Annotated in this window: 24 protein-coding genes, 1 tRNA gene and 1 rRNA gene; 4 read left to right on the plus strand and 22 right to left on the minus strand. The window is 67.5% G+C overall.

Features of this window, described 5'->3' with window-relative positions:
• Nucleotides 1-12: 12 nt before the first annotated feature.
• Nucleotides 13-1482, minus strand: a complete 1470-nt coding sequence (locus ACWW1C_RS15885; protein ID WP_455979285.1) for a flavin-containing monooxygenase — start codon at nucleotides 1480-1482, stop codon at nucleotides 13-15.
• A gap of 78 nt (nucleotides 1483-1560) precedes the next feature.
• Here ACWW1C_RS15885 and ACWW1C_RS15890 point away from each other — a divergent pair, with 78 nt between their 5' ends.
• Nucleotides 1561-2202, plus strand: a complete 642-nt coding sequence (locus tag ACWW1C_RS15890) for a TetR/AcrR family transcriptional regulator (RefSeq protein WP_455979286.1) — start codon at nucleotides 1561-1563, stop codon at nucleotides 2200-2202.
• Between the two features lie 141 nt (nucleotides 2203-2343).
• Here ACWW1C_RS15890 and ACWW1C_RS15895 read toward each other — a convergent pair.
• The 7 genes from ACWW1C_RS15895 to ACWW1C_RS15925 form a co-directional block, all read right to left on the minus strand.
• Nucleotides 2344-2417 (minus strand) — tRNA-Pro (locus ACWW1C_RS15895).
• 88 nt (nucleotides 2418-2505) lie between these two features.
• The gene (gene der, locus ACWW1C_RS15900; protein ID WP_455979287.1) at nucleotides 2506-3912 is read right to left on the minus strand and encodes a ribosome biogenesis GTPase Der; all 1407 of its coding nucleotides are present in this window, start codon (nucleotides 3910-3912) and stop codon (nucleotides 2506-2508) included.
• The gene (gene cmk / locus ACWW1C_RS15905) at nucleotides 3909-4592 is read right to left on the minus strand and encodes a (d)CMP kinase (protein ID WP_455979288.1); all 684 of its coding nucleotides are present in this window, start codon (nucleotides 4590-4592) and stop codon (nucleotides 3909-3911) included. The genes der and cmk overlap by 4 nt, the downstream gene beginning before the upstream one ends.
• The gene (locus ACWW1C_RS15910) at nucleotides 4589-5344 is read right to left on the minus strand and encodes a pseudouridine synthase (protein ID WP_455979289.1); all 756 of its coding nucleotides are present in this window, start codon (nucleotides 5342-5344) and stop codon (nucleotides 4589-4591) included. The genes cmk and ACWW1C_RS15910 overlap by 4 nt, the downstream gene beginning before the upstream one ends.
• Nucleotides 5345-5346: 2 nt before the next feature.
• On the minus strand, nucleotides 5347-6135 hold the full coding sequence (gene scpB, locus ACWW1C_RS15915; RefSeq protein WP_455979290.1) for an SMC-Scp complex subunit ScpB: 789 nt from the start codon (nucleotides 6133-6135) through the stop codon (nucleotides 5347-5349).
• The gene (locus ACWW1C_RS15920; RefSeq protein WP_455984304.1) at nucleotides 6132-6974 is read right to left on the minus strand and encodes a segregation/condensation protein A; all 843 of its coding nucleotides are present in this window, start codon (nucleotides 6972-6974) and stop codon (nucleotides 6132-6134) included. Before ACWW1C_RS15920 ends, scpB begins: the two co-directional genes overlap by 4 nt.
• Before the next feature lie 29 nt (nucleotides 6975-7003).
• On the minus strand, nucleotides 7004-7942 hold the full coding sequence (locus ACWW1C_RS15925) for a ParA family protein (protein ID WP_455979291.1): 939 nt from the start codon (nucleotides 7940-7942) through the stop codon (nucleotides 7004-7006).
• A 102-nt stretch (nucleotides 7943-8044) separates the two neighbouring features.
• Between ACWW1C_RS15925 and ACWW1C_RS15930 the strand changes: the two genes are divergently transcribed.
• Entirely contained in the window at nucleotides 8045-8779 is a 735-nt protein-coding gene (locus tag ACWW1C_RS15930) for an O-methyltransferase (RefSeq protein WP_455979292.1), read from the plus strand.
• Here ACWW1C_RS15930 and ACWW1C_RS15935 read toward each other — a convergent pair.
• The 7 genes from ACWW1C_RS15935 to ACWW1C_RS15965 form a co-directional block, all read right to left on the minus strand.
• Nucleotides 8767-9132 (minus strand): DUF1622 domain-containing protein, encoded by a 366-nt coding sequence (locus ACWW1C_RS15935; RefSeq protein ID WP_455979293.1) that lies wholly within the window; start codon nucleotides 9130-9132, stop codon nucleotides 8767-8769. The two genes, ACWW1C_RS15930 and ACWW1C_RS15935, sit on opposite strands and share 13 nt — an antisense overlap.
• A gap of 32 nt (nucleotides 9133-9164) precedes the next feature.
• A complete protein-coding gene (xerD, locus tag ACWW1C_RS15940; RefSeq protein WP_455979294.1) occupies nucleotides 9165-10124 on the minus strand; it encodes a site-specific tyrosine recombinase XerD in 960 nt (319 codons plus the stop codon).
• Nucleotides 10124-10753: an NUDIX domain-containing protein gene (locus tag ACWW1C_RS15945; protein WP_455979295.1), complete on the minus strand. Its 630-nt coding sequence runs from the start codon at nucleotides 10751-10753 to the stop codon at nucleotides 10124-10126. The genes xerD and ACWW1C_RS15945 overlap by 1 nt, the downstream gene beginning before the upstream one ends.
• Nucleotides 10746-12512, minus strand: coding sequence for a CTP synthase (locus ACWW1C_RS15950; protein ID WP_455979296.1), 1767 nt, complete (start codon nucleotides 12510-12512; stop codon nucleotides 10746-10748). The genes ACWW1C_RS15945 and ACWW1C_RS15950 overlap by 8 nt, the downstream gene beginning before the upstream one ends.
• Before the next feature lie 130 nt (nucleotides 12513-12642).
• Complete coding sequence (locus tag ACWW1C_RS15955; RefSeq protein ID WP_455979297.1) at nucleotides 12643-13584, minus strand: copper transporter; 942 nt, start codon at nucleotides 13582-13584, stop codon at nucleotides 12643-12645.
• A gap of 8 nt (nucleotides 13585-13592) precedes the next feature.
• Nucleotides 13593-14777 (minus strand): putative cytokinetic ring protein SteA, encoded by a 1185-nt coding sequence (gene steA, locus ACWW1C_RS15960; protein ID WP_455979298.1) that lies wholly within the window; start codon nucleotides 14775-14777, stop codon nucleotides 13593-13595.
• A 100-nt stretch (nucleotides 14778-14877) separates the two neighbouring features.
• Complete coding sequence (locus tag ACWW1C_RS15965; RefSeq protein WP_455979299.1) at nucleotides 14878-15399, minus strand: CGNR zinc finger domain-containing protein; 522 nt, start codon at nucleotides 15397-15399, stop codon at nucleotides 14878-14880.
• A gap of 139 nt (nucleotides 15400-15538) precedes the next feature.
• Here ACWW1C_RS15965 and ACWW1C_RS15970 point away from each other — a divergent pair, with 139 nt between their 5' ends.
• Together ACWW1C_RS15970 and ACWW1C_RS15975 are read left to right on the plus strand one after the other, a co-directional pair.
• A complete protein-coding gene (locus tag ACWW1C_RS15970; RefSeq protein WP_455979300.1) occupies nucleotides 15539-16000 on the plus strand; it encodes a VOC family protein in 462 nt (153 codons plus the stop codon).
• An 8-nt stretch (nucleotides 16001-16008) separates the two neighbouring features.
• Entirely contained in the window at nucleotides 16009-16899 is an 891-nt protein-coding gene (locus ACWW1C_RS15975; RefSeq protein WP_455979301.1) for a pyridoxamine 5'-phosphate oxidase family protein, read from the plus strand.
• A gap of 3 nt (nucleotides 16900-16902) precedes the next feature.
• On the opposite strand, the gene recN is transcribed toward ACWW1C_RS15975, so the two are convergent.
• The 7 genes from recN to rrf all read right to left on the minus strand — a co-directional run bounded on the left by recN (nucleotide 16903) and on the right by rrf (nucleotide 22720).
• Nucleotides 16903-18660 carry a DNA repair protein RecN gene (gene recN, locus ACWW1C_RS15980; protein ID WP_455979302.1) on the minus strand — a complete coding sequence of 586 codons (1758 nt, stop codon included), beginning with the start codon at nucleotides 18658-18660 and terminating at the stop codon, nucleotides 16903-16905.
• A complete protein-coding gene (locus ACWW1C_RS15985) occupies nucleotides 18660-19580 on the minus strand; it encodes an NAD kinase (RefSeq protein ID WP_455979303.1) in 921 nt (306 codons plus the stop codon). The genes recN and ACWW1C_RS15985 overlap by 1 nt, the downstream gene beginning before the upstream one ends.
• Nucleotides 19580-20389, minus strand: a complete 810-nt coding sequence (locus ACWW1C_RS15990) for a TlyA family RNA methyltransferase (protein ID WP_455979304.1) — start codon at nucleotides 20387-20389, stop codon at nucleotides 19580-19582. The genes ACWW1C_RS15985 and ACWW1C_RS15990 overlap by 1 nt, the downstream gene beginning before the upstream one ends.
• Before the next feature lie 6 nt (nucleotides 20390-20395).
• Entirely contained in the window at nucleotides 20396-20566 is a 171-nt protein-coding gene (locus ACWW1C_RS15995) for a hypothetical protein (protein ID WP_090562517.1), read from the minus strand.
• A gap of 8 nt (nucleotides 20567-20574) precedes the next feature.
• Complete coding sequence (locus ACWW1C_RS16000; protein ID WP_455984305.1) at nucleotides 20575-21591, minus strand: HAD-IIA family hydrolase; 1017 nt, start codon at nucleotides 21589-21591, stop codon at nucleotides 20575-20577.
• Between the two features lies 1 nt (nucleotide 21592).
• Nucleotides 21593-22426, minus strand: a complete 834-nt coding sequence (locus ACWW1C_RS16005) for a tetratricopeptide repeat protein (protein ID WP_455979305.1) — start codon at nucleotides 22424-22426, stop codon at nucleotides 21593-21595.
• A 180-nt stretch (nucleotides 22427-22606) separates the two neighbouring features.
• Nucleotides 22607-22720 (minus strand): 5S ribosomal RNA (gene rrf / locus ACWW1C_RS16010).
• Between the last annotated feature and the right edge of the window lie 133 nt (nucleotides 22721-22853).

Consider the following 22853-nt stretch of genomic DNA (forward strand, 5'->3'; position numbering starts at 1 on the left):
TTCGGCGGAGAACTAGGCGTTCACGGCAACCCGGTGCTTGGTGAACTGCAGGGCCTGCTCGTCGACCTTGCCGTACCGGATGGTCCGCATGTCGAAGAAGTAGTTCTGCTTGAGCTTCCACGGCGCTTCCGAGCCCGACTTCGGCAGGCTGTCCATGGCCCGCTTGAAGTAGCCGGGAGTGAAGTCCATGAACGGCAGCTCGTCGACTCGGTCACCGGGGTGCTGCGGCTCGACGCGGTCAAATCCGTTGGCGTCCATGTAGTTCAGCACGCGGCAGATGAACTCGGACACCAGATCGGCCTTGAGCGTCCAGGACGCGTTGGTGTACCCGAAGGTGATCGCCATGTTCGGCACGCCCGAGAGCATCAGGCCCTTGTAGGTCATCGACTTGGGCAGGTCGATCGGCTCGCCGTTGCGGTACGCGACCGCGCCGCCGAACAGCTGCATGTTCAAACCTGTTGCGGTGACGATGATGTCGGCCTGCAGCTCTTCACCGGAGCTCAGCTTGATGCCGTTCTCGGTGAAGGTCTCGATGGTGTCGGTGACCACGCCCGCCTTGCCCGAGCGGATGGCCTTGAACAGATCTCCGTTGGGCGCCAAGCACACTCGCTCGTCCCACGGGTTGTAGCGCGGGCTGAAGTGCTTGTCGTAGTCGAAGCCTTCGGGCAGCCTGCGGGTCGCCATCTGGCGCAGCGCCTTCTTGAACACCGCGGGGAACTTACGGGCCAGCTGGTACTGCGCGGTGCTGTAGCCGATCTGCTTCCAGCGGTTTGCGAAGTGCGCCAGGTGCTTTGGCAGGTACTTGTTGGTCTGCTTGGCGACCGGGTCCTCCAGCGGCAGCGCGCCGATGTAGGTGGGCGAGCGCTGCAGCATGGTGACGTGCCCGACGCCGCCGTTCACCAGTGACGGGATCAGCGTGACGGCCGTGGCACCGGAACCGATGACGACGACGTTCTTGCCGGTGTAGTCGAGATCCTCGGGCCAGTGCTGCGGGTGCACGATCTGGCCCGTGAAGTCGGCCGCGCCGGGGAACTCGGGCGAGTAGCCCTCGTCGTAGTTGTAGTAGCCGCTGCACACCGACAGGAACGACGCGGTGATCTGCTTGTCTTCGCCACCCGCGACGATGTTGATGGTCCAGCGGTTGTCGGCATCCGACCAGTCCACCGAGGTGACCTGCTGGCCGGTGCGGATGTGCTGGCGGATGCCGTTCTCGTCGGCAGCCTCGTTGATGTAGTTCCAGATGGACTGGCCGTCGGCGATCGACTTGGCCGACTCCCACGGCTTGAACCGGAAACCGAGGGTGAACATGTCCGAATCCGAGCGGATGCCCGGGTACTTGAACAGGTCCCAGGTGCCACCGATGTTCTCCCGGCGCTCCAGGATCACATAGCTCTTGGTGGGGCAGCGGTCCTGCAGGTGCCAGGCGGTGCTGATGCCGGAGATCCCGGCGCCGACGATGACAACATCGAAGTGTTCGATCATGGTACCGACGGTATCAACACCATGTCGACAACGTCAACAGTCTGTCGAAAACTGTGGTTTCCGGCTACCATCGACGGTATGACCACCGCCAGCGCGAGCCGCGCACCCCGCGGCCGTCGCGCGGCCCGCCCATCCGGTGACGACCGCGAAGCGGCCATCCTGGCCACCGCGACCACCCTCCTGCAGCAGCGCACCTTCGCCGAGATTTCGGTCGACGACCTGGCAAAAGGCGCCGGCATCTCGCGGCCGACCTTCTACTTCTACTTCCCCTCCAAGGAAGCGGTACTGCTCTCACTGCTCGATCCACTGATCAAGCGGGCCGACACCGGATTCGACGGCGCACTCGAAGACATGCCGGCCGACCCCAAACAGGCCATCCGGCACGGCATCGAGATCTTCTTCAGCTCGTTCGGCTCGCACCCCGCGACCGCCCGAGCCGGCGTCGAAGCCGTCAGAACAGTCCCCGAATTCCGGGAATTCTGGGCCGGCCTCATGCAGAAGTGGATCAACCTCACCGCCGCCCTGATCGCCGCCGAACGCGCACGCGGCGCCGCGCCGGAAACGCTGCCCGCCCGAGACCTCGCAACCTCGCTGAACCTCATGAACGAGCGCATGATCATGGCCACCCTGGCCGGCGAGCCCGGCGCCGTCGCCCACGACGACGTCGTCGACACCCTGACCCACATCTGGCTGAACGGCATCTACGGCAACGCTCAATAGCGTTCGCGCCCACAGCCTTTGCGTAGGCACCGCCATACGACGCCGTTCCCGGGAAGCACATGAAGGTCCTGGCCTCATCCCGACACGGAAAAGGCGGCTTCCGATCTCTCGGAAACCGCCTCTGACCTGCTACTTCATCTGTCGGGCTGACAGGATTTGAACCTGCGACCACTTGACCCCCAGTCAAGTGCGCTACCAAGCTGCGCCACAGCCCGCGGCGCCACCGGACGAACCGGCAACGGTTGGAAAGCCTACCTCAGACCTCCCGCCGGACCCTAAACGGGTCCGGCGGCGCGGCGGCGATCAGCGCTTGGTCCCGCGCTTCTCGCGCACCCGCACATTGATCTTGATCGGGCTGCCTTCGAAGCCGAACTCTTCACGCAGTCGGCGCTCCAGGAATCGGCGGTAGCCGGCCTCCAGGAAGCCCGTGGTGAACAGCACGAAGGTCGGCGGGCGCGAGGCCGCCTGGGTGGCGAACAGGATGCGTGGCTGCTTGCCACCGCGCACCGGCGGCGGCGTGGCGGCCACGATCTCCTTGAGGAAGGTGTTGAGCCGTCCGGTCGGGATGCGGGCATCCCACGACGCCAGCGAGGTCTCCAGCGCCGGCACCAACTTCTGCACGGCCCGACCGGTTTTCGCGGAGATGTTCACGCGCGGCGCCCACTGCACCTGCACCAGCTCGCGCTCGATCTCCTTGTCCAGCAGGTAGCGCCGGTCTTCGTCGACCAGGTCCCACTTGTTGAACGCGATGACGAGCGCGCGCCCGGCCTCGATCACCATCGACAGCACCCGCAGGTCCTGTTCGGTCAGCGGTTGGGACGCATCGACCAGCATGACCGCGACCTCGGCAGCGTCGATCGCGCCGTGCGTGCGCACCGAGGCGTAGAACTCGTGCCCGCTGGCCTGGCCGACCTTCCGGCGCAGACCGGCGGTGTCGACGAAACGCCAAGTCTTGCCGTCCAATTCGATCAGCGAGTCGACCGGGTCCACTGTGGTGCCGGCGACGTCGTGCACGACGGACCGCTCGTCGCCGGTCAGTTTGTTCAGCAGCGAGCTCTTGCCGACGTTGGGCTTGCCGACCAACGCGACGCGGCGCGGGCCGCCAGTCCCGCCGGACATCTCGGACACCGTCGGCAGCACTTCGAGCACGGCGTCGAGCAGATCTGCCACGCCGCGGCCGTGCATGGCACTGATCGAATGCGGCTGTCCCAACCCCAGTGACCACAGCGCGGCGGCGTCGGATTCCACCTTCTCGTTGTCAACCTTGTTGGCCGCCAGGAAAACCGGCTTGCCGGAGCGCTGCAGGCGCTTGGCTGCGGCCTCGTCGGCCGAGGTCGCCCCGACCACCGCATCGACCACCAGGATGATCGCGTCGGCGGTGCGCATGGCAACGGTGGCCTGCTCGGCGACCAGCATCTGCAGACCCTTGGCATCGGGTTCCCACCCGCCGGTGTCCTGCACCATGAACCGGCGCCCGACCCACTGGGCGTCGTACGAAACGCGGTCGCGGGTCACGCCGGGGATGTCTTGGACCACCGCTTCACGGCGGCCCAGAATCCGGTTCACCAGAGTCGATTTGCCGACATTGGGACGCCCGACGACAGCCACCACCGGGGGCGGTCCCGCGTACTCCTCGAGCTCGGCCTCGAATCCCTCCGAGCCGACCTCCCAGTCACCTTCGTCGAACCACACACCATCGTCGTCGCTCATTGACGCACACCTACCTTCTGCTGCACGAGATCCAGCAGATGTGCCACCACACCAGCCTGGGTCATATCGCTGGAATCGACCACGACCGCATCATCAGCGGCCCGCAGCGGCGACACCGCGCGCGTCGAGTCCAGATTGTCCCGGCGCTGCACATCGGCCAGCACCGCTTCATAGTTGTCGCCCAGGCCATTTGCGACGTTCTGCGCATTGCGCCGACGGGCGCGCTCCTCGGCCGAGGCGGTCAGGAAGATTTTCAGATCGGCGTCGGGCTTCACCACGGTGCCGATGTCACGACCCTCGACGACAACCGAACCGGCCTCCGCGATCAGCTCACGCTGCCGCTGCACCAGCAGGGTCCGCACGGCCGGAATCGCCGATACGGCCGACACCGCCAGGGTTACCGCGTCGCCACGGATCTCGTCCGAAACGTCTTCGCCCGCAAGGTACGACGTGTCGTGGTCCGGGTCGAAGCTGACGGAGAAGTCGGTCTTCTCACACACCGAGACGACCGCGTCGGCGTCGGCAGGGTCGATACCCGCTCGCAGCACCGCCAGCGTGACGATCCGGTACATCGCACCGGTGTTGATGTGGTTGGCGCCCAGCGCGTGCGCCAAACCCGTTGACACCGAAGATTTTCCGGTACCCGCCGGGCCATCGATGGCAATTACGAGGGCGTTCACAGGCCCACCGCCTGGTACAACTCGCCGACTTCCTTGCGCGTCAGCGCCCGCAGGCTGTTGACGCGCTGGTCCCCCAGCGCCACCGTGCCGATGTGCGTGCGCACCAGTTCCTTGACGGGGAAACCGACCTCGGCCATCAGGCGGCGCACAATGCGATTGCGGCCCTCGTGCAGCACGATCTTCACCAACGACCTGCCGGCGGCCATGTCGACCACCGCGAACTCGTCGACATAGGCCGGGCCGTCGTCCAGTTCCACACCCTCGCGCATCTTCTTGCTCAACCCACGGGGCACGGTCCCTTGCACGGTGGCCAGATAGGTCTTGGACACCTCGTACCGCGGGTGCATCAGCCGGTGCGCCAGCTCGCCGTCGTTGGTGAGCAGGATCAGGCCTTCGGTGTCGGCATCGAGCCGACCCACATGAAAGAGCTTCTTGTTGCCGCGCACCCGGTGCTCGACCAGGTCGCCGATACAGGGCCGGCCCTGATCGTCAGACATGGTGGAGTGCATACCTTTTGGCTTGTTCAACGCCAGGTACACCAGGTCCTCGTCGACCAGCACGCGGGAACCGTCCACGCGGACGACCTGCCGATCCGGGTGCACGCGGGTGCCGAGTTCGGTGACGATCTGGCCGTCGACCTCCACCCGGCCGTCCATGATCATCCGCTCGGCGACCCGGCGGGAGGCGATTCCCGCCTGCGACAACACCTTCTGCAGGCGCACGCCTTCGGCTTCGTTTTCGTTGGCCACCATGTTCAGTCCCGATCTACGTCGAATTTGGCCGGCTCCGACGCCGGCGCAGGGGTTCCGCCAAGTTTGGCGAAACGCGGCTCCTCAGAGAGCGTTTCAGTGATGTCGTCGATGACGTCGACATCCGGCAACAGCGGGGCGAGTTCCGGCAGCTCAGCCAGCGAGGTCAACCCCAACCGCTCCAGGAACAATTCCGTCGTGGCGAAAGTCGTTGCGCCACTGTCGGCATCGGTGCCCGCTTCGATGATCAGGCCGCGTGCCGCAAGCGTCCGCATCACCGCGTCCACGTTGACACCACGCACCGCACTCACGCGCGCCCGCGTCACGGGCTGCCGGTAGGCGACCACCGCGAGCGTCTCCAACGCTGCTCGGGTCAGCTTCGACCGGGCGCCGTCGAGAATCAGCCGCTCGACATACGGCGCGTACCGGGCACGGGTGTACATCCGCCAGCCGCCACCGGCCTCGCGCAGGTCGATGCCGCTGCCGCGCTCGGCCAACTCGGCGGCCATCCGGCGCAGCTTGTCCTCGACCCGCTCGATCGTCTCGTCCAGTGCCGACGCCAGGGAATCCACCGGGGCGGGGGTGTCGACGACCAGGAGCAACGCCTCCAGCGCCGAGCCCAGCTCGTCATCGGTGATCTCGGTGTTGATCTCGTCGCCGTCGGCGGCGTCGTCGGCCTCGGTGTCGAGTTCGTCACCATCGGTGCCGGCGGCTTCGTCGGTCACACCGGCAACCGGGTCGACGGCCTCGCCCACACTGCTATCCGCGGTAATCACCGCGTCGTTGTCTGTCATTGGTCTTCTTCCACCGCCGCTGCCAGATGCTCGTTCGTCGGCCGCTCACCGGTCCACGAAACTTGCAGCACTCCAAGCGGTTCAATCTGCTCGAAGTTTACCGCCTTGGCACGGTAGAGCTCTAATAGCGCCAGGAACCGACCGACGATCTCCATCCCGCCGTCGCAATCGGCGACCAGATCGGTGAACGACGCCCATTCCCCGACGCCACGATTCTCCAGCAGACCCATCAACTTCATGGCCTGTTCGGGCACCGACACCGCCTGCACGTGCAGGTGATCGACGCGCAGCGACGGCACCGGACGCGGCGTGAACGCGGCCGCCGCGATCTGCGCGAACCGGTCGGCGTCGACGCCCAGCATCACCTCGGGCAGCAACTCGGTGAACCGGTCCTCCAGAGTGACGGCCCGCGGGTAGCTGCGCATCGCGGCGGCTTCGAGCTCGGCGAACATCAACGCGACGTGCTTGAACGCGCGGTACTGCAGCAGGCGGGCGAACAGCAGGTCGCGCACTTCCAGCAGCGCCAGGTCGTCCTCGTCGTGGACTTCTGCGGCGGGCAGCAGCCGCGCGGCCTTCAGATCCAGCAGAGTGGCCGCGACCACCAGGAACGCGGTCGTCTCATCCAGCTCGAGCTGGCTGCCGATCTCCTTGGTGTATGCGATGAACTCATCGGTCACCCGGTGCAGCGCCACTTCGGTGACGTCCAGCCGGTGCGCGAAGATCAGCTGCAGCAACAGGTCGAACGGTCCCTCGAAGTTGGTCAGCCGGACCTGGAACCCGGCCTTCTTCTCATCCGGCTGGTCGGACGCCGGATCCGCCGGCGCCGCGTCCCCGGCCACTTCACCGCCAGCGACGTCGGCCTCCGCAATCACGCGCCGAACCGGTCGATGACCTCAGCAGCCAACGCCCGGTACGCCTGGGCACCACCGGATTTCGGGGCCCAGGTGGTGATCGGTTCACCGGCGACGCTGGTCTCGGGAAAGCGCACGGTGCGGCTGATGACGGTGTCGAACACCAGATCGCCGAAGCGTTCCACGACCCGGGCCATGACCTCCCGCGCGTTGACGGTGCGGTTGTCGTACCGGGTGATCAGGATGCCGCTGATGTCGAGCTTGGGGTTCAGCCGGTCACGGACCTTGTCGACGGTGTCGGTCAGCAACGCGAGGCCACGCAGCGAGAAGAACTCGCATTCGGTCGGGATGATGACGCCATCGGCACAGGCCAGACCGTTCACCGTGAGCAAGCCGAGGGACGGCTGGCAGTCGATCAGCACATAGTCGTAGCGGTCCAGCACGGGATACAGCGCGCGCGACAGCGTCTGCTCGCGGCCGACCTCGTTGACCAGCTGAATTTCGGCAGCGGACAGGTCGATGTTGCTGGGCACCAGGTCCAGTCCCTTGACCCGCGTGTTGATCAGCACGTCGTCGATCGAGACCCGCGGCTCGATCAGCAGGTTGTGCACGGTGTGCTCGAGCTCGTAGTGCGGGACGCCGAGACCGGCGGACAGCGCACCCTGCGGATCGAGGTCCACCAGCAGCACCCGACGGCCGTATTCGGCCAGGCTGGCGCCCAGATTGATGGTCGACGTGGTCTTCCCGACGCCGCCCTTCTGGTTGCACATCGCGATGACCTTGGCCGGGCCGTGCACGCTCTTGGGTTTGGGCTCCGGGATGTATCGCGCCGGACGTCCGGTCAGCCCCAGCACCGGCTCAGGATCCGCGGACGCAGCCGCACCGGCGGCATCAAGCGTGAACGAATCGGCTTCCACCGGGCTCAGGCCCCCCAAGCCTGTGGGGACATCGGTCATGCGTCGCCGATCAGCGGCGTGACTCCCATAGCGAACATCCGGGCAAGTTTAACGGTGCCACGCCGCTGACGACGGCAGACCCGCTGTCCTAATCTCACTGGTATGAGCTGGAAGCAGCGGTGGTCCCTCGTTCGCATGGCACTCGGCATGCGCAAGTTCGTCCAGACCGGCCAATGGGGAGACGGCCGAGAAGCCGCCGCGGCGGCATACGTCGAAGCCAACGCCCGCCGGGGCGACGTCGATCACGTCCTCGCGACCATCGACACTTTCGCCCGCGAACAGTCGATGCTGGTCAATGTCGGCGACGAAAAGGGCCGACTCCTGGAGTCCGCGCTCATCCGGGCCAAGCCGTCGCGAGTTCTCGAACTGGGCACCTACTGCGGCTACAGCGCGCTGCTGATGGCTCGCACCGCGCCGGACGCGCACATCTTCACCGTCGAACTGTCGGCGGACAACGCCGAGATCGCGCGGCGCATCTGGACCCACGCCGGCGTCGCCGACCGCATCACCTGCGTGGTCGGCACCATCGGCGACAACGGCGAAACGCTCGACCGCCTCGCTAGCCACGGGTTCGGGCCGGGCAACCTCGACTTCATGTTCATCGACCACGACAAGAGCGCCTACCTCGGCGACCTGAAGTCGGTCCTGGCGCGCGGCTGGCTGCGGCCCGGCGCGGTGGTCGTGGCGGACAACGTGAAGGTGCCCGGCGCCCCGGCCTACCGCGCGTACATGCGCGACCAAGAAGGTGAGCACTGGCACACGCGGGAACACCCGACCCACGTCGAATACCAGAAGACGCTGCCCGACCTGGTGCTCGAGTCCGACTACTTGGGCTGACGGGCGTCCACCGGCTTGACCGGGCGCTGCCACGGCCACGAACCGGTCATCTCGACCTGCAGTGAGAAGCTCAAGAAAGTCCGGATCGCGACGATGCCCGCCAGCACCGCGACGCTCTGCGCGGTCGGCGTGACGGCGACGGTGCGGATGATGTCGGCCGCGACCAGGAATTCGAGGCCCAGCAGGATCGAGCGGCCGAGTTGGCGCCGAAAGGCGTCGTAGGCACCACCCTCAGTACCGCGCACCCGACCGACCGTGGCGGCCAAGGCGATCACGGCACCGCCCACGATCACCGCGACACCGACGGCGTCGATCACCTTGCCGGTCGTCTCGATGATGTCGTAGAAGGCCATCACCGGATGCTAACTCCGGCCGGCCGCCATCCTTATCTGGCGCGCGGGTGCGCGCCGGCCCACACTTCGCGCAGCGCGCTGACGGTCACCAGCGTGTAGATCTGCGTCGTGGTGACCGATGCGTGGCCCAGCAATTCCTGCACGACGCGCACGTCGGCACCGCCTTCGAGCAGGTGCGTGGCGAACGAGTGCCGCAGCGTGTGCGGCGAGACCGCGGCCGTGATGCCGGCCCGCTCGGCGGAGTCCTGCAGTACCTGCCACGCGCTCTGCCGGGACAACCGGCCGCCGCGCGCATTGAGGAAGATCGCGGGTGTCCCCTTGCCGCGGCGCGCCAGGTCGGGACGGCCCCGCACCAGGTAGGCATCCAGTGCCGTGACAGCGGGCCGGCCGATCGGCACGAGCCGCTGCTTGCCGCCCTTGCCGTGCAGCATCACCGACCGGGACTCGGTGTCGACGTCGTCGCGGTCGAGGCCGACCGCCTCGGAGATCCGCGCGCCGGTCGAATACAGCAGTTCCAGCAGCGCCCGGTTGCGCAGTGTCAGCGGGTTGTCGGCGTCGCTGTCGCCGCCCGCGCCGTCCAGGAGCGCGATGACGTCGTCGTAGCTGAGGCTCTTGGGCAGGCGTCGGCCGGGCGTCGGCGGCTTCACGCCGCGGGCGACATCAATGTCCGCGAGGCCTTCGGCCGCGGCGAACTTGTGCAGCCCGCGCACCGCGATGACGGCCCGCGCGGCCGACACCGAGGACAACGCGACGACGCCGTTGTCCGGATCGCCCTGGCGGAGCGCGACGAGGAACTCGCTGACGTCGGTCTCGGTCACGGCGCCGAGGTCGTCGATGCCGCGACCCGCCAGATGGGCGGTGTACCGCCGGATGTCACGCCGATAGGAGCTCAGCGTGTTGGCCGCGACGCCCCGCTCGATGCTGAGGTGGTTCAGGTAACCCTGGACCTGCTCCTCGAGCCGCGAACGGACACCTGCCGGGGCCGGCGTCATCAGCCGTTTTCCCGCCGGGTGCGTAGCGCGGTTGGACGGTCGATCCACGGCGCGTCGAGCGGGCGCAGCTGCGTTGGCCGATGCACTTCCTTCAGGTGAGCCGCGGCCAGAATCCCGGCCACCGCAAGGGCGTTGACGATCTCGCCGTCGAACACCATCTGCACGGCGTCTGACAGCGGCACCCGCTCGACCACCAGGTCGGCTTCTTCGTCGTGCGCGTGCGGGCGCCCGATCTCGGTCAGCCCGGTGGCCAGGAAGATCCGCACGCTCTCGTCACTGAAGCCCGGCGTCGAGTCGACGTCGATCAGCGGCTGCCAGTGGGCGGCGGCCAGGCCGGTTTCCTCTTCGAGTTCGCGCGCGGCGGTGAGGTGCGGGGCCTCATCGCCCATGTCCAGCAGCCCGGCGGGCAGCTCCCACAGCCGCCGCCCGATCGGGTGCCGGTACTGGTACACCAGTACCAGGTTCCCGTCCTCGTCGAGCGCGACGATCGCGACCGCCCCGTAGTGCTCGACCACCTCACGGCGCGCCGAACCACCACCGGGCATCGCGACCTCGTCGGCCCGCAACGCGAAAATTTTTCCTACATAGACGGTTTCGCTCGAGAGCGTGGCGAAATCGTGTTCAGCCACGGGATTCTTGCAGCTGCTCGGCATCCGCGTCCGAACCCTCCGCATGCGATCCGTTGGCGTGCACCTCGGAGTCGATCTCCTCCAGCGGCAGCCGTTCGGCAGCCTTGTAGTCCAGCGCCGCCCCGACGAACGCCGCGAACAGCGGATGCGGACGCGTCGGGCGGCTCTTCAGCTCCGGGTGCGCCTGCGTACCGACCAGGAACGGGTGCTGGTCGGCGGCATACTCGACGAACTCGACCAGCTGTCCGTCCGGCGAGGTGCCGGAGAACTTCAGCCCGCTCTCGGAGATGCGGTCGCGGTAGGCGTTGTTGACCTCATAGCGGTGCCGGTGCCGCTCGGACACCTCGGTCGCGTCGTACGCCTTGGCCACGATCGAATCCGCCTGCAGTACGGCCGGATACGCGCCGAGGCGCATGGTGCCGCCGAGGTCGGCCTCGCCGGCCACCGCGTCGAGCTGGTCGGCCATCGTGGCGATCACCGGGTCGGGCGTGTGCTCGTCGAACTCGGCAGAGTTCGCCCCGCTGATGCCGACGGACCGCGCGGCCTCGATGACGATGCACTGCAGCCCGAGGCACAGACCCAGCAGCGGCAGCCGCTGACGACGGGCGTAGCTGATCGCACCGAGCTTGCCCTCGATACCGCGGATGCCGAAGCCGCCGGGGATCAGCACGCCGTGCACGTCGCCGAGCGCGGCGGCCGCGCCCTGTTCGGTCTCACAGTCGTCCGAGGCAACCCAGCGGATCTCGACCTTCGAGTGGTGGGCGAACCCACCGGCGCGCAGCGCCTCGGCCACCGACAGGTAGGCGTCGGACAGGTCGATGTACTTGCCCACCAGGGCGATTCGCACCGTCTCCTTGGGCTCGTGCACCCGGCGCAGCAGGTCGTCCCACTCGGACCAGTCCACGTCGCGGAACGGCAGGTTGAGCCGACGCACCACGTAGGCGTCGAGTTCCTCCCGGTGGAGCACCTTGGGGATGTCGTAGATGGACGGGGCGTCCGGCGTCGAGATGACGCCGTCGATGTCCACGTCACACATCAGCGCGATCTTGTTCTTCAGCGGCTCCGGCACATCGCGGTCGCAGCGCAGGATCAGCGCGTCCGGGGTGATACCGATACTGCGCAGCGCAGCCACCGAGTGCTGCGTGGGCTTGGTCTTCAGCTCGCCCGACGGCGCCAGGTACGGCACCAGCGACACGTGCAGGAAGAAGACGTTCTCCCGGCCGACGTCGTGGCGGACCTGGCGAGCCGCCTCGAGGAACGGCTGCGACTCGATATCGCCTACGGTGCCGCCGATTTCAGTGATGACCACGTCGGGCCGCTTGCCCTTGGCGTCGGGCAGCGCCATCTCGAGGATGCGGCTCTTGATCTCGTCGGTGATGTGCGGGATCACCTGGACGGTGTCGCCGAGGTAGTCGCCGCGGCGCTCCTTGGCGATGACTTCCGAGTACACCTGACCGGTGGTGACGTTTGCCGACCGCGACAGGTTGCGGTCCAGGAAGCGCTCGTAGTGGCCGATGTCCAGGTCCGTTTCGGCGCCGTCCTCGGTGACGAACACCTCGCCGTGCTGGAACGGATTCATGGTGCCGGGATCGACGTTGAGGTACGGGTCCAGCTTCTGCATCGTCACGTGCAAACCACGCGCGGTGAGCAATTGGCCAAGGCTGCTGGCGGTCAGACCCTTACCGAGCGAAGAAGCGACCCCGCCGCTGACAAAAATGTGCTTCGTCGCGGCCTGTGGGTGCCTGCGTAGCGATGCCAAGAACGACCTCCGTGGTGATGGGGCAACGTAGCGGTTGAGCTACCTGGGGCCTGCCGACCCACGGAATTTCACCCTATCACCGACCGGCCCGAGCTGGGACTGACGCGCCGGTGACGGTCACCACGACTCGTTACTGCAGGACCGTCACCGAACTGGCACCGCGGCCGATGCCGAGCTGCGCCGGGTGACCGCCGGCGATGAGTTGCTGCAACGACAGGACGGCGGTGATGCGGCCGGCCTGGCTGTTGACGTCGTCGACGGTGCCGACCGCGCCGGACAGCCCGGCGTCCGAGCGCACGACGGCGACCGCCGCCGTGCCCGACGCGCAGCCGTCGCGGCCCGCCACCACAGTGCCCGCGCCGTGCGGCGCCAGACCCGAGGCCAGCCGGGCCACGGTGGACCCGCGGTTACCGGCGTCGTCGCCCAAGGCGCCGCCGGTGACGACCAACGCGGTGTCGGCGACCCCGATGCGCTGCGTGCCGTACGTGATGAAACCGGTGTCGCGCAGCGTGGCCAGCACGGTGTCGCGCTGCATGTCGTCGACAGGCAGGACCGCCGGGTTGCGATCACGCAGCAGGGTGATACCCAGCAGATCGCCGGCCTGCGACCCCTGATCGATGGTCCGGGTGCTCAACTGACGTCCGGCCGGCACGATCGGTGAGTTCACCACCGACAGCAGCTTCTCCGAGGCGTTGGCGTCCACGAACTGCTGCGTCAACGCGATGGTGCCGGTGACCGAACCACCAGCTGCCGCAACCAGTTTCGCGGCGGCGTCGACGTCGTCACCCACGGCGTCCGGGGTGCGGAACACCACGACCGACTTCCCCGCCAGCGCGTCGCGCACCAGGCGCGGCGACATCTGGGCATCGAACTCGCCTGCCGCACTGAGCTTCTGGTTCAGTGCGTTCTTCTCATCGGTGAGCGTGTTGATCTGGTTCTGCAACTCGTGTTTGTCGTCACGCAGCCCCGACAACAACGTGTTGGACAGCAGACCGGAACCGAGCATCACCCCGATGGCCAGTGCCAGGAACACCGCGGCCAGTGAGATCGCGTGCGAGCGTAGGGAAATCATCGCCGGAGCTAGCTCACCAGACCCTGGGCCCACAGCAGGAAGCGGTTCCAGTAGTCGGTCACCAGGTGCAGGACGGTGGCGTCGGCGCGCGCGACGTACAGCGCGACGATGACGGCCACCAGCATCGCCAGCACCAGCAGCGCGATGGCGCCGCCGGAGACGCGGCTGCGGTACAGGGTCGCAACGGCTTTGGCGTCGACCAGCTTCTCCCCCACCTTCAGGCGGGTCAGGAACGTCGACGGGGTGCTCGACTGCCGGGTGCGGTCGAAGAACTCTTCGATGTTGGCGCGGTGGCCGGCGGTGACGATCAGCGCGGCACCGTGGTGGTCGACCAGCAGCAGCGCCAGGTCCGCAGCCGAGCCGGCAGCCGGGAAGGTCATGGCGCCGACGCCCAGATCCTGAATCCGCTCAAGGCCTTTCGCGTGGCCATCGGCGTCGGCCGGCAGCACCACCTGGGCGCCGGACCGCAGCACGTCGGCACTCATCTCTTCGGGGTCACCGACGATCAGCGCGGGCCGGTAGCCGGCCTTGCGCAGCACGTCCGCGCCGGCCCCGACACCGACCAGCACCGGCTGGTACTCCTTGATGAACGGCTTGATGGCCTTGAGGTCACCCTCGGCGCTGGGGTCGTCGGTCACGACCACGACATGCCGGCGGGCCACGTCGACGTCGATGTCCGGGATACCCATGCCGTCGATCAACAGCGGGCTCTCACTGCGGATGAATTCGATGGTGTTGCCGGCGAAGGCCTCCAGGTGCGCGACGAGGCCGCTCTTGGCCTCGTGCATCATCTCGTGGATCTGCTCGTCGTTGCGCTCGTTACCGAGAACCAGCCGACGGTCGCCGTTGTAGATGCCGCCGTTGTGCAGCCGCACCTTGGCGCCGTCCTTGACCTTCTTGAAGACCTCGGGGCCGGTTTCGTCGATCAACGTAACCCCGTTGGCGACAAGCACTTCCGGGCCCAGGTTCGGGTAGCGGCCGGAGATGGACGACGATGCGTTCACGACGGCCGCAACCTCGGCCTCCACCAGCGCGTCGGCGGTGATGCGGTCCAGGTCGAGTGCATCGAGGATGACGATGTCCCCCGGGCCGACGCGGCGCAGCAGTCGGTCGATGTCGCGGTCAACGCGGGCGGTTCCAGTCACGCCCGGCTTCGGTCCGGCATTTCGGGTGAGCAGCGCTGCCATCTTCATGCGTCGATTCTGTCGACGAACCCTCAAGTTGAGGTGGAGGCGCGCCGTAACATCAGCCTCAGAAGTTTTCTTTTGTCACATCCGTAACAGCCGAATGGTCTCAATCTCGCTTCGCTGCGTAGTGCCGAGCCGCCTTGGCGCGGTTTCCACACGTGGTCATCGAGTGCCAGCGCCGGGTGCCGTTCTTCGACGTGTCGTAGAACCAGAGGACGCAGTGCGGATGCGCGCACTGCTTGATCCGGCCGGCCGACTCGGCGAGCAGTTGCAGCAGGTTGTCGGCGGCGAGCCACCCGGGCAGCCATTCGGGTCGCGGCACATCCACGTCATCCCGCGGCTCGCCGTCGGCGAGGCTGCGCCGGATGCGCCCGCGGTCCAGGACCTCGTTCACGTCATCGGCCGGGCCGCCGGTGACCACTCGCAAGATCGCCTCCCGCGCGCGCACCACCGCGGCGCGGGTCTTCTCGTCGGCAGCGCACCGGTCACCGAGATCGTTGGCCACCAGCCAACATCGGAGCCCCGCCACATCGGTCAGGAGATCCTGAGGCCCGTCCGCCGACATCCACCGGGTGTTCAGCAGGTCCAGCGCGAGGGGTTCGCCGACATGCGGGCGCGGATCACGCATAACTGAGATTAACCGCCTCTCCTGCATCGACAGCCTCCCGACAGTCCGCTAACCATCTATTTCTATTTTGGTGGTTGACACCTTGCGACTCCGATTCTAACCTTCAAATGTCACTTAACTAGTTACAACGGAGGAACCGATGACCACCGCCATCACACCCAAGCTCGCGCCCGGACACGTCGGGTTGAACGTCACCGACCTGTCGCGGTCCGTCGACTTCTACCGGCGGGCTTTGGGTTTCGAACAACTGGGCATCAGCGACGAGGGCGATCACCGCTTCGCGTTCCTGGGTTCCGAAGGCACTTTGCGACTGACCTTGTGGCAGCAGAGCGACGGCGCGTTCTCCGCCAAGACCCCAGGCCTGCACCACCTGTCGTTCCAGGTCGACACCATCGAGCAGGTCCAAACCGTGGAGTCGGCGCTCAAAGAACTGGGTGTGACGTTCGCCCACGACGGCGTGGTGGCGCACGGAGAGGGCGCCGCATCGGGTGGCATCTTCTTCACCGACCCCGACGGCATCCGGCTGGAGATCTACGCACCGAATGGCGCGGAGACCGCACCGGCGCCGAGCGGCGCCGCCCCCACCTGCGGATTCTTCTGAGTCGCGCCATGAATGGCTACCACGCCGGTGAGGTGGCAGTGCAGCGGCGCATGGGGCAGTCGGAGATCGCTGCCCGCGTCGGCCGGATGATCCGTACGGAGATTCCGGCCGCCGCGGCGGCCTTCCTGGTCGAGCAGCCGATGATCGTGCTCGCCGCGACCGACGACGCGGGTCGGGTGTGGGCCAGTCTGGTCACCGGCCCCGCCGGCTTCGTGCATGCCGACGACGACCAGACCATCGCGGTCGACGCCCTGCCCGTCCCGGGCGACCCGCTCCACGACATCCTCCGCCGCCCCGACCAACAGGTCGGCATGATCGCCATCGAACCGCAGACCCGTCGCCGCATGCGGGTCAACGGCATCGCCCAACCGGCCGGCGCGGACATCCCGGCCGGGCTGCGGATCCATCCCGACCAGGTGTACTCGAACTGCCCGAAGTACATCTCGCGCAGGCACATCGACCAGGTCGCGGAAGTGGCGTCTCACCCGATCGTCCGTGGCGCCGACGTGCTCGACGAGCGCACGCAGCAGCTCATCGAACGCGCCGACACCTTCTTCATCGGATCGACCGATCCGGACGGCAACGCCGATGCTTCGCACCGCGGTGGCAATCCCGGCTTCCTGCAGGTGCTTTCGCCGAACCGGCTGCGGTGGCCGGACTATCGCGGGAACTCGATGTTCATGACGCTGGGCAACATCAGCGCCCACCCGCGCTGCGGACTGCTGATCCCGGACTGGGAGACCGGGACCACCCTGCAGCTGACCGGCACCGCCGAGATCATCTGGGGCGAGGGACCCCAGTGCTGCGTCGAATTCACCGTGGATGAGGTGATCGAGCTGACCGACGTCAGCCCACTGCGGTGGGGCCGGGCCGAGCTCTCGCCCGCCAACCCCGCCTGACCGTTACGGTGCGGCGTGCTCCTGCTGCGCCGCCGCCAGCAGCTCGCGGGCATGCGCGCGACCACTGTCGGTGTCGCCGAGTCCGGCCAGCATGCGGGCCAGTTCGGCGACCCGCTCATCATCCTCGAGGCGGACCACGCGGCTCGACTTCGGTCCGCTCTCCACCACGAGGTGCACGTCGCCGTAGGCCGCGACCTGCGGCAGATGCGTCACGACGATGACCTGGTGGGTACGAGCCAGCCGGGCCAAACGCTTACCGATCTGCACGGCGGCCCGGCCGCCGACACCGGCGTCGACCTCGTCGAACACCATGGTGGTGCCCTCGGCGGACGCGGACAGCACCACTTCGAGCGCCAGCATCACGCGGGACAACTCACCGCCCGACGCGCTCTTGGCCAGCGGCAGCACGTCCGAGCCGCTATGCGGCGTGAATCCGAATTCCACGGCGTCGACGCCGTCATGGCCGGCATGCACGGCAGTGCCGTCCGGCAAGGTCAGCGGCGCGCTGTCGTCGGCGCGAGCCTCCAGCGGCGAGACCGCGATGCTGAATCCGGCGCCGCCCATTGCCAGCCCCGCCAGCTCGGCGGTGACCGCCTTGGCCAGAGACTTGGACGCCTTGGTCCGGGCCTTGGTGACGTCGGCGGCGGCCAGCACCACCTTGTCGTGCCGTTCGTCGACCTGCTTCTGCAGTTCGGCCAACGCCTCTTCGGAGACGTCGAGCTGCGACAGCCGCTGCCGGGCGTCGGCCGCCCACTGCAACACCCCGTCGATATCGGCGGCGTACTTACGGGTGAGGTTGCGCAGCTCGGCCTGCCGGGCCAACTTGGATTCCAAAGTGCTTGCGTCACTGGGCAACTCGGAGAGGTAATCGCCCAGTTCGCCGGACACGTCGCCCAACACCGCCAACGCCTCACTCAGCCGGTCGCCAAGGGCCTGCAGCACCGAGTCGTCCGTCGCCGACAACACCGACTTGGCCTGCGCCGCCGCATCGAGTGCAGAGCCGGCGTCGTCCGACGGCCCGTCGCCGAGCTCTCCGGACAGCGCGGCACGGGCGGTCTGCGCCGCGTCCCGCAGCGCGTCCAGCTCGGACAACCGACGGATATCGGCCACCAACGCCTCGTCCTCGCCGGCTTCCGGCGCGACGGCGTCGATCTCGCCCAGACCGAACTGCAGCCGGTCGGCCTCCATGGCGAGATCCCGGGCGCGGTTCCGCCGGTCGATCAAATCTCTTCGGGCGGTGAGCCATTCGTCCCGCAGCTTGCGGTACTTCGCCAGCAGTCCCGTCACGTCGACGTAGCGGTCCAAGGCTCCGCGCTGCTCGTCCGGACGCATCAGGCGCAGCTGGTCGTTCTGCCCATGCAGGGCAAGCAGTTCGGTGGTGAATGTCGCCAGCGACTTCGCCGGCACGCTGCGGCCGCCCAGGTACGCCCGCGACGGCCCGTCCTTGCTCACCGACCGCGCGGCGATGACGCTGCCGTCGTCGTCCCGGTCCGCGCCCGAGGCCTCCAGAATCCCATCGACCCGCTCGGATACCCCGTCGCCGAGTTCGGTTGTGGTGAAACGACCTTCGACGACCGCGCGGGCGGAGCCCGAACGTACCCGGCTGGGATCGGCCCGCGCCCCACCCAGCAGATGCAGGCTGGTGACCACCATGGTCTTACCGGCGCCGGTTTCCCCGGTCAGCACAGTCAGACCACGGCCGAATTCGGCCGTGGCCGCACTGATGGCGCCCAGCGCCTCGATGCGAATCTCGGTCAGCATTACTGGCCGCGCCACCCTTTCACCGGCAACCGGAATTTGCGCACCAAACGATCCGAGAACGGGGCGCTGTCGAGACGGACCCACTTCAGCGAGACATCGCAGCGCGTGACTTCCAGCCGGCCACCGGCCGGGACCACCATCTGGCGACGGCCGTCGCAGAACACCATGGCGTCATTGTTGCCTGCCTCGACCTCGATCGCGATCGATGCGTCGGGGCTGGTCACCATCGGCCGGGCGAACAGGGCGTGAGCGTTGTTGGGTACCACCAGGATTGCTTCCAGATCCGGCCACAGAATCGGGCCGCCCGCGGAGAAGGCATACGCCGTCGAGCCGGTGGGCGCCGACACCAATACACCGTCGCAGCCGAACGCCGACACCGGGCGGCCGTCGACCTCCAGCACCACGCTCAACACACCGAACCGGCTGCTCTTCTCCAGACTCGCCTCGTTGAGGGCCCACCCGCGCTGCACGATCTCGCCGTCCACGCGCACCCCGATGTCGAGCGTCATCCGCTCTTCGACGCGGTAGTCCTTGTCGATGATGCGTTCGAGGACGTGGTCGATTGCCTCGGCCTCGGCCTCCGCCAGGAACCCGATGTGGCCGAGATTCACCCCGACCACGGGGATCTCGGCATTGCGGGCCAGCTCAGCTGCCCGCAGGAACGTGCCGTCACCGCCGAGCACCAGGACCAGTTCGCAGCCCTCGGCCGCATGCTGGTCCGGGTCGACGACCGTGATGTCGACACCCATTGCCCGCATGTGGTCCGGCGCCAGGTGCAGGGTGCCACGGTCGACGGCCTCGGCGGCGAGCACACGCAATCCGATTCCGTTGTCGCCCAGCACTTTCTCGACCCGGGTTGCGGTTTCGGTGGCTTCGTCGCGGCCGGTGTGGATGACCAGCAGGACAGTGCGTTCGCGCATCACTGGGGTCCCTCGGCAACCGCGCGGCCGACGGCGGCGACGAGAGCATCGCCTGCCAGCGGCTCATCGGTGGTGGCGCGCAGCCGCAGGAAGTACTCGACGTTGCCGGACGGACCGGGCAGCGGGCTGGCCGTGACGTCGACGGCGTGCCAGCCGAGTTCAGTTGCCCGCCGCGCCACCGTCAACACGGCGTCGGCACGCAATTCCGGGTCGGAGACCACACCACCGGCTCCGACTCGATCCTTGCCCACCTCGAACTGCGGCTTCACCATGGGAACGATATCGGCTTGGGTCGACGCACATGCGGTCAGTGCCGGTAGGACGGTGGCCAGCGAGATGAACGACAGATCGGCCACCACGAGGTCGACGGGACCGCCGATGGCTTCGGCGGTGAGCTCCCGCACGTTGGTCCGCTCCATGACGATGACGCGATCATCGGACCGCAACGACCACGCCAGCTGGCCGTAGCCGACGTCGGCCGCGACGATTTCGCGCGCGCCGCGATCCAGCAGCACCTCGGTGAATCCCCCGGTGGAAGCCCCGGCATCGAGGCAGCGCCGTCCTTCTGGCGATACGCCGAACGCGTCGAGGGCGCCGATGAGCTTGTGCGCACCACGGGAAACCCAGCTGCGTTCCGCGGATTCGGCGACCAGGAGGTTGGCCGCGGGCGTAACCGCGGTCGAAGCCTTCGATGCCCGCATGCCGTCGATCGTCACCCGGCCGGCCTCGATCAGTTCGGCGGCCTGCTGACGAGACCGGGCGAGCCCACGCCGGACGAGTTCGGCATCAACACGTGCGCGTCGCGTCACGTGCGATCACCCCTTCTCGACCGATTCCAGGGCCCGGACCAGCAGATTGTGGGCGTGGTCCAAACCCGCCGCGACAGCCTCGAGGTCCGGCGTCTCGTCACCTTCGCCGGACAGATCCGGGAGGTGGGACAGCAGGACCGCGATGTCTTCGCGGATCTGGTCAGGATCGGTACTCATAGCGATGTTCACGCTAGCGGATGGGTGCCGCCGAGCAGCGACCACCGATCCAATGCCGCGCGTGCCGTGTCGTCCCCCGCCGCGATCCGCACGCGGCCGTCGGCACCGGCCCACACCGCGCCGGCGGTCGCGCGCACCACCGACAGGTCGTCGTCGACGGGTTCACCGGTGGCGTGGACGATGACGTCGTTGCCCGATGTCTCCACCTGCCAGGCCGGGTGCGGCCCGATCCGCAATGTGTCTGCCGGGGCGTCCAGCGAGCGCAGATCAGCGGCCAGATAGTCCGGACGCTCGGCGGCGATGGCGTGGACCATGTCGGCCGCGCTGTTCACCCCGGTGAGCACCATCAGGCTCGGTAGACCGGTGGCATTGGCTCCGGCGATGTCGGTGTCGAGCCGGTCCCCGACGACCAATGGGGCCTCGTACCGGCCGCGGGCCAGGGCGTCGTTCATCAGTGTGGGCTGCGGCTTGCCGGCGACCTGCGGCACCTGTCCGGTCGCGGTCTGAAGCGCAGCGACCATCGACCCGTTGCCCGGCAGGAGTCCACGTTCCGACGGCAGCGTCTTGTCGGCGTTCGCCGCGACCCAGAGGCCACCGGCTCGGATGGTCAGAGCCGCCTCGGCCAGATCGGCCCAGCCGGTCTGGGGCGAATGTCCCTGCACGACCGCGACGGGTTCTTCGGCGAACTGGCGAACGGGGTTCAGCCCGGCGTTGATGACCTCCGCGGCCAGTGCATCGGTCCCGATAACCAGCACGTTCGCTCCAGCAGGGAGCTGCAATGCCAGCAGGTGTGCCGCGCTCTGGGCACTGGTCACCACATCGTCGGCGTGCGCGGAGAAGCCCAGCGCATCGAGGTGGTCAGCCACCTCGGAAGGGCTTCGCGACGCGTTGTTGGTGACGTAGAGCTTCCGCGATGTGACCGCGGCGAGCGCGGCGACCGCCCCTTCGGTGGCCTCATGACCACGGAACACCGTGCCGTCGAGATCCAGGAGCAGACAGTCGTGCAGCTGAGCCAGCGTCGTCACATCAGCCCAATTCGGCGACGCGGTCCTCGGCGTCCGTGACGCCTTCCAGGTCAGCGGCTGCCGCATGGAGGAACCACTGCAGTGCGTCATTCGTGCGGTCGAGGGCCAGTAAGGTCTCGGCGTACACGTAGAACAGGCGAGCCGCGGTCTGGCCGGTCCTGGTGGAATCGAGCGGCGGATTCGACAGCAGCGCCAAGGCCTGTGCCGGCTGGCCCAGGTCGCACCGGGCGCCGGCGAGGACGATCTTCAGTTCGTCGGCATCGTCACCGGTGAGCTGCTCGGCTTCGGGACTGCGACCCAACTCGATGGCGCGCTCCGGACGGCCGACGCCACGCTCGCAGTCGGCGATGAGGGCCAACAGCGGTGACTTGCTCCCCATCCGTCGGGCGGCACGCAGCTCCGACAGGGCCTGCGCCCAGTCACCACAGTGATAGGCCGCGATACCGACGGCTTCGCGGATCGCCGCGATCCGCGAAGCACGGCCGCGTGCGGCGCGTGCGTGCTCGAGAGCCGCTTCCGGGTCCTCGTCCAGCAGATCGCCGGCCATGACCAGATGCTTGGCCACGTAATCCGCCGTCGCCTTGTCGAGGGTCGTCAATTCACGGCGCACCTCGGGTGACAGCTGCTTGGCTTCGACGTCGTCAGGCAGCCTGGGACCAGTCGGCCGATCCGACGGTGCTGCGGAATCACGCGACTGAGGCGGCCGACCGTTCCGATCGGAGCCGGGCCGTCTGGGCGCCTGCGCGCGGTCGCGCTGAGGCCACTGTCCCCGCCGTCCGTCGCCGTCGTCTCTGCGCGAGGGGCGACGATCGCCGCCCTGCCTGTTGTCGACCACTGGAACCTTTCCCTACGAAATCTCAGGTCAGAATACGGCCCCAAGCCGCGAAACTTGCCATCCGAGCACCGGCGCCGAACCGAACGTCGCCGGCACGGCGCATATTTCCGAGCCGAGAAATGGAAATCCCTCAAATAGAATCACCCCCCACATAAATGTGGGGGGTGATTCCTAATTTGTGTTCGGCGGTGTCCTACTTTTCCGCCCGTGCAGGGCAGTATCATCGGCGCTGGCAGGCTTAGCTTCCGGGTTCGGGATGGGACCGGGCGTTTCCCTGCCGCTGTTGCCGCCGTAACTCTATTTAATTACGCCTCCACCGGTTCCTTGTAACACCCTTTTGGGGTGTTATTTGGTGGTGGGGTGTGGTCTGTTCGACTGTTGTGTGGATTGTGGTTGCGCGCATTGATGTGCGAATGTTCTTGGTTTA

The organism is Mycobacterium sp. HM-7 (genome assembly GCF_053852335.1).

Coding starts and splice junctions, on each gene's coding strand:
- ACWW1C_RS15885 (WP_455979285.1), bottom strand. CDS start 1,482: ATGATCGAACACTTCGATGTTGTCATCGTCGGCGCCGGGATCTCCGGC.
- ACWW1C_RS15890 (WP_455979286.1), top strand. CDS start 1,561: ATGACCACCGCCAGCGCGAGCCGCGCACCCCGCGGCCGTCGCGCGGCC.
- der (WP_455979287.1), bottom strand. CDS start 3,912: ATGAGCGACGACGATGGTGTGTGGTTCGACGAAGGTGACTGGGAGGTC.
- ACWW1C_RS15910 (WP_455979289.1), bottom strand. CDS start 5,344: ATGGTGGCCAACGAAAACGAAGCCGAAGGCGTGCGCCTGCAGAAGGTG.
- scpB (WP_455979290.1), bottom strand. CDS start 6,135: ATGACAGACAACGACGCGGTGATTACCGCGGATAGCAGTGTGGGCGAG.
- ACWW1C_RS15925 (WP_455979291.1), bottom strand. CDS start 7,942: ATGACCGATGTCCCCACAGGCTTGGGGGGCCTGAGCCCGGTGGAAGCC.
- ACWW1C_RS15930 (WP_455979292.1), top strand. CDS start 8,045: ATGAGCTGGAAGCAGCGGTGGTCCCTCGTTCGCATGGCACTCGGCATG.
- ACWW1C_RS15935 (WP_455979293.1), bottom strand. CDS start 9,132: ATGGCCTTCTACGACATCATCGAGACGACCGGCAAGGTGATCGACGCC.
- xerD (WP_455979294.1), bottom strand. CDS start 10,124: ATGACGCCGGCCCCGGCAGGTGTCCGTTCGCGGCTCGAGGAGCAGGTC.
- ACWW1C_RS15955 (WP_455979297.1), bottom strand. CDS start 13,584: ATGATTTCCCTACGCTCGCACGCGATCTCACTGGCCGCGGTGTTCCTG.
- steA (WP_455979298.1), bottom strand. CDS start 14,777: ATGAAGATGGCAGCGCTGCTCACCCGAAATGCCGGACCGAAGCCGGGC.
- ACWW1C_RS15965 (WP_455979299.1), bottom strand. CDS start 15,399: ATGCGTGATCCGCGCCCGCATGTCGGCGAACCCCTCGCGCTGGACCTG.
- ACWW1C_RS15970 (WP_455979300.1), top strand. CDS start 15,539: ATGACCACCGCCATCACACCCAAGCTCGCGCCCGGACACGTCGGGTTG.
- ACWW1C_RS15975 (WP_455979301.1), top strand. CDS start 16,009: ATGAATGGCTACCACGCCGGTGAGGTGGCAGTGCAGCGGCGCATGGGG.
- recN (WP_455979302.1), bottom strand. CDS start 18,660: ATGCTGACCGAGATTCGCATCGAGGCGCTGGGCGCCATCAGTGCGGCC.
- ACWW1C_RS15985 (WP_455979303.1), bottom strand. CDS start 19,580: ATGCGCGAACGCACTGTCCTGCTGGTCATCCACACCGGCCGCGACGAA.
- ACWW1C_RS15995 (WP_090562517.1), bottom strand. CDS start 20,566: ATGAGTACCGATCCTGACCAGATCCGCGAAGACATCGCGGTCCTGCTG.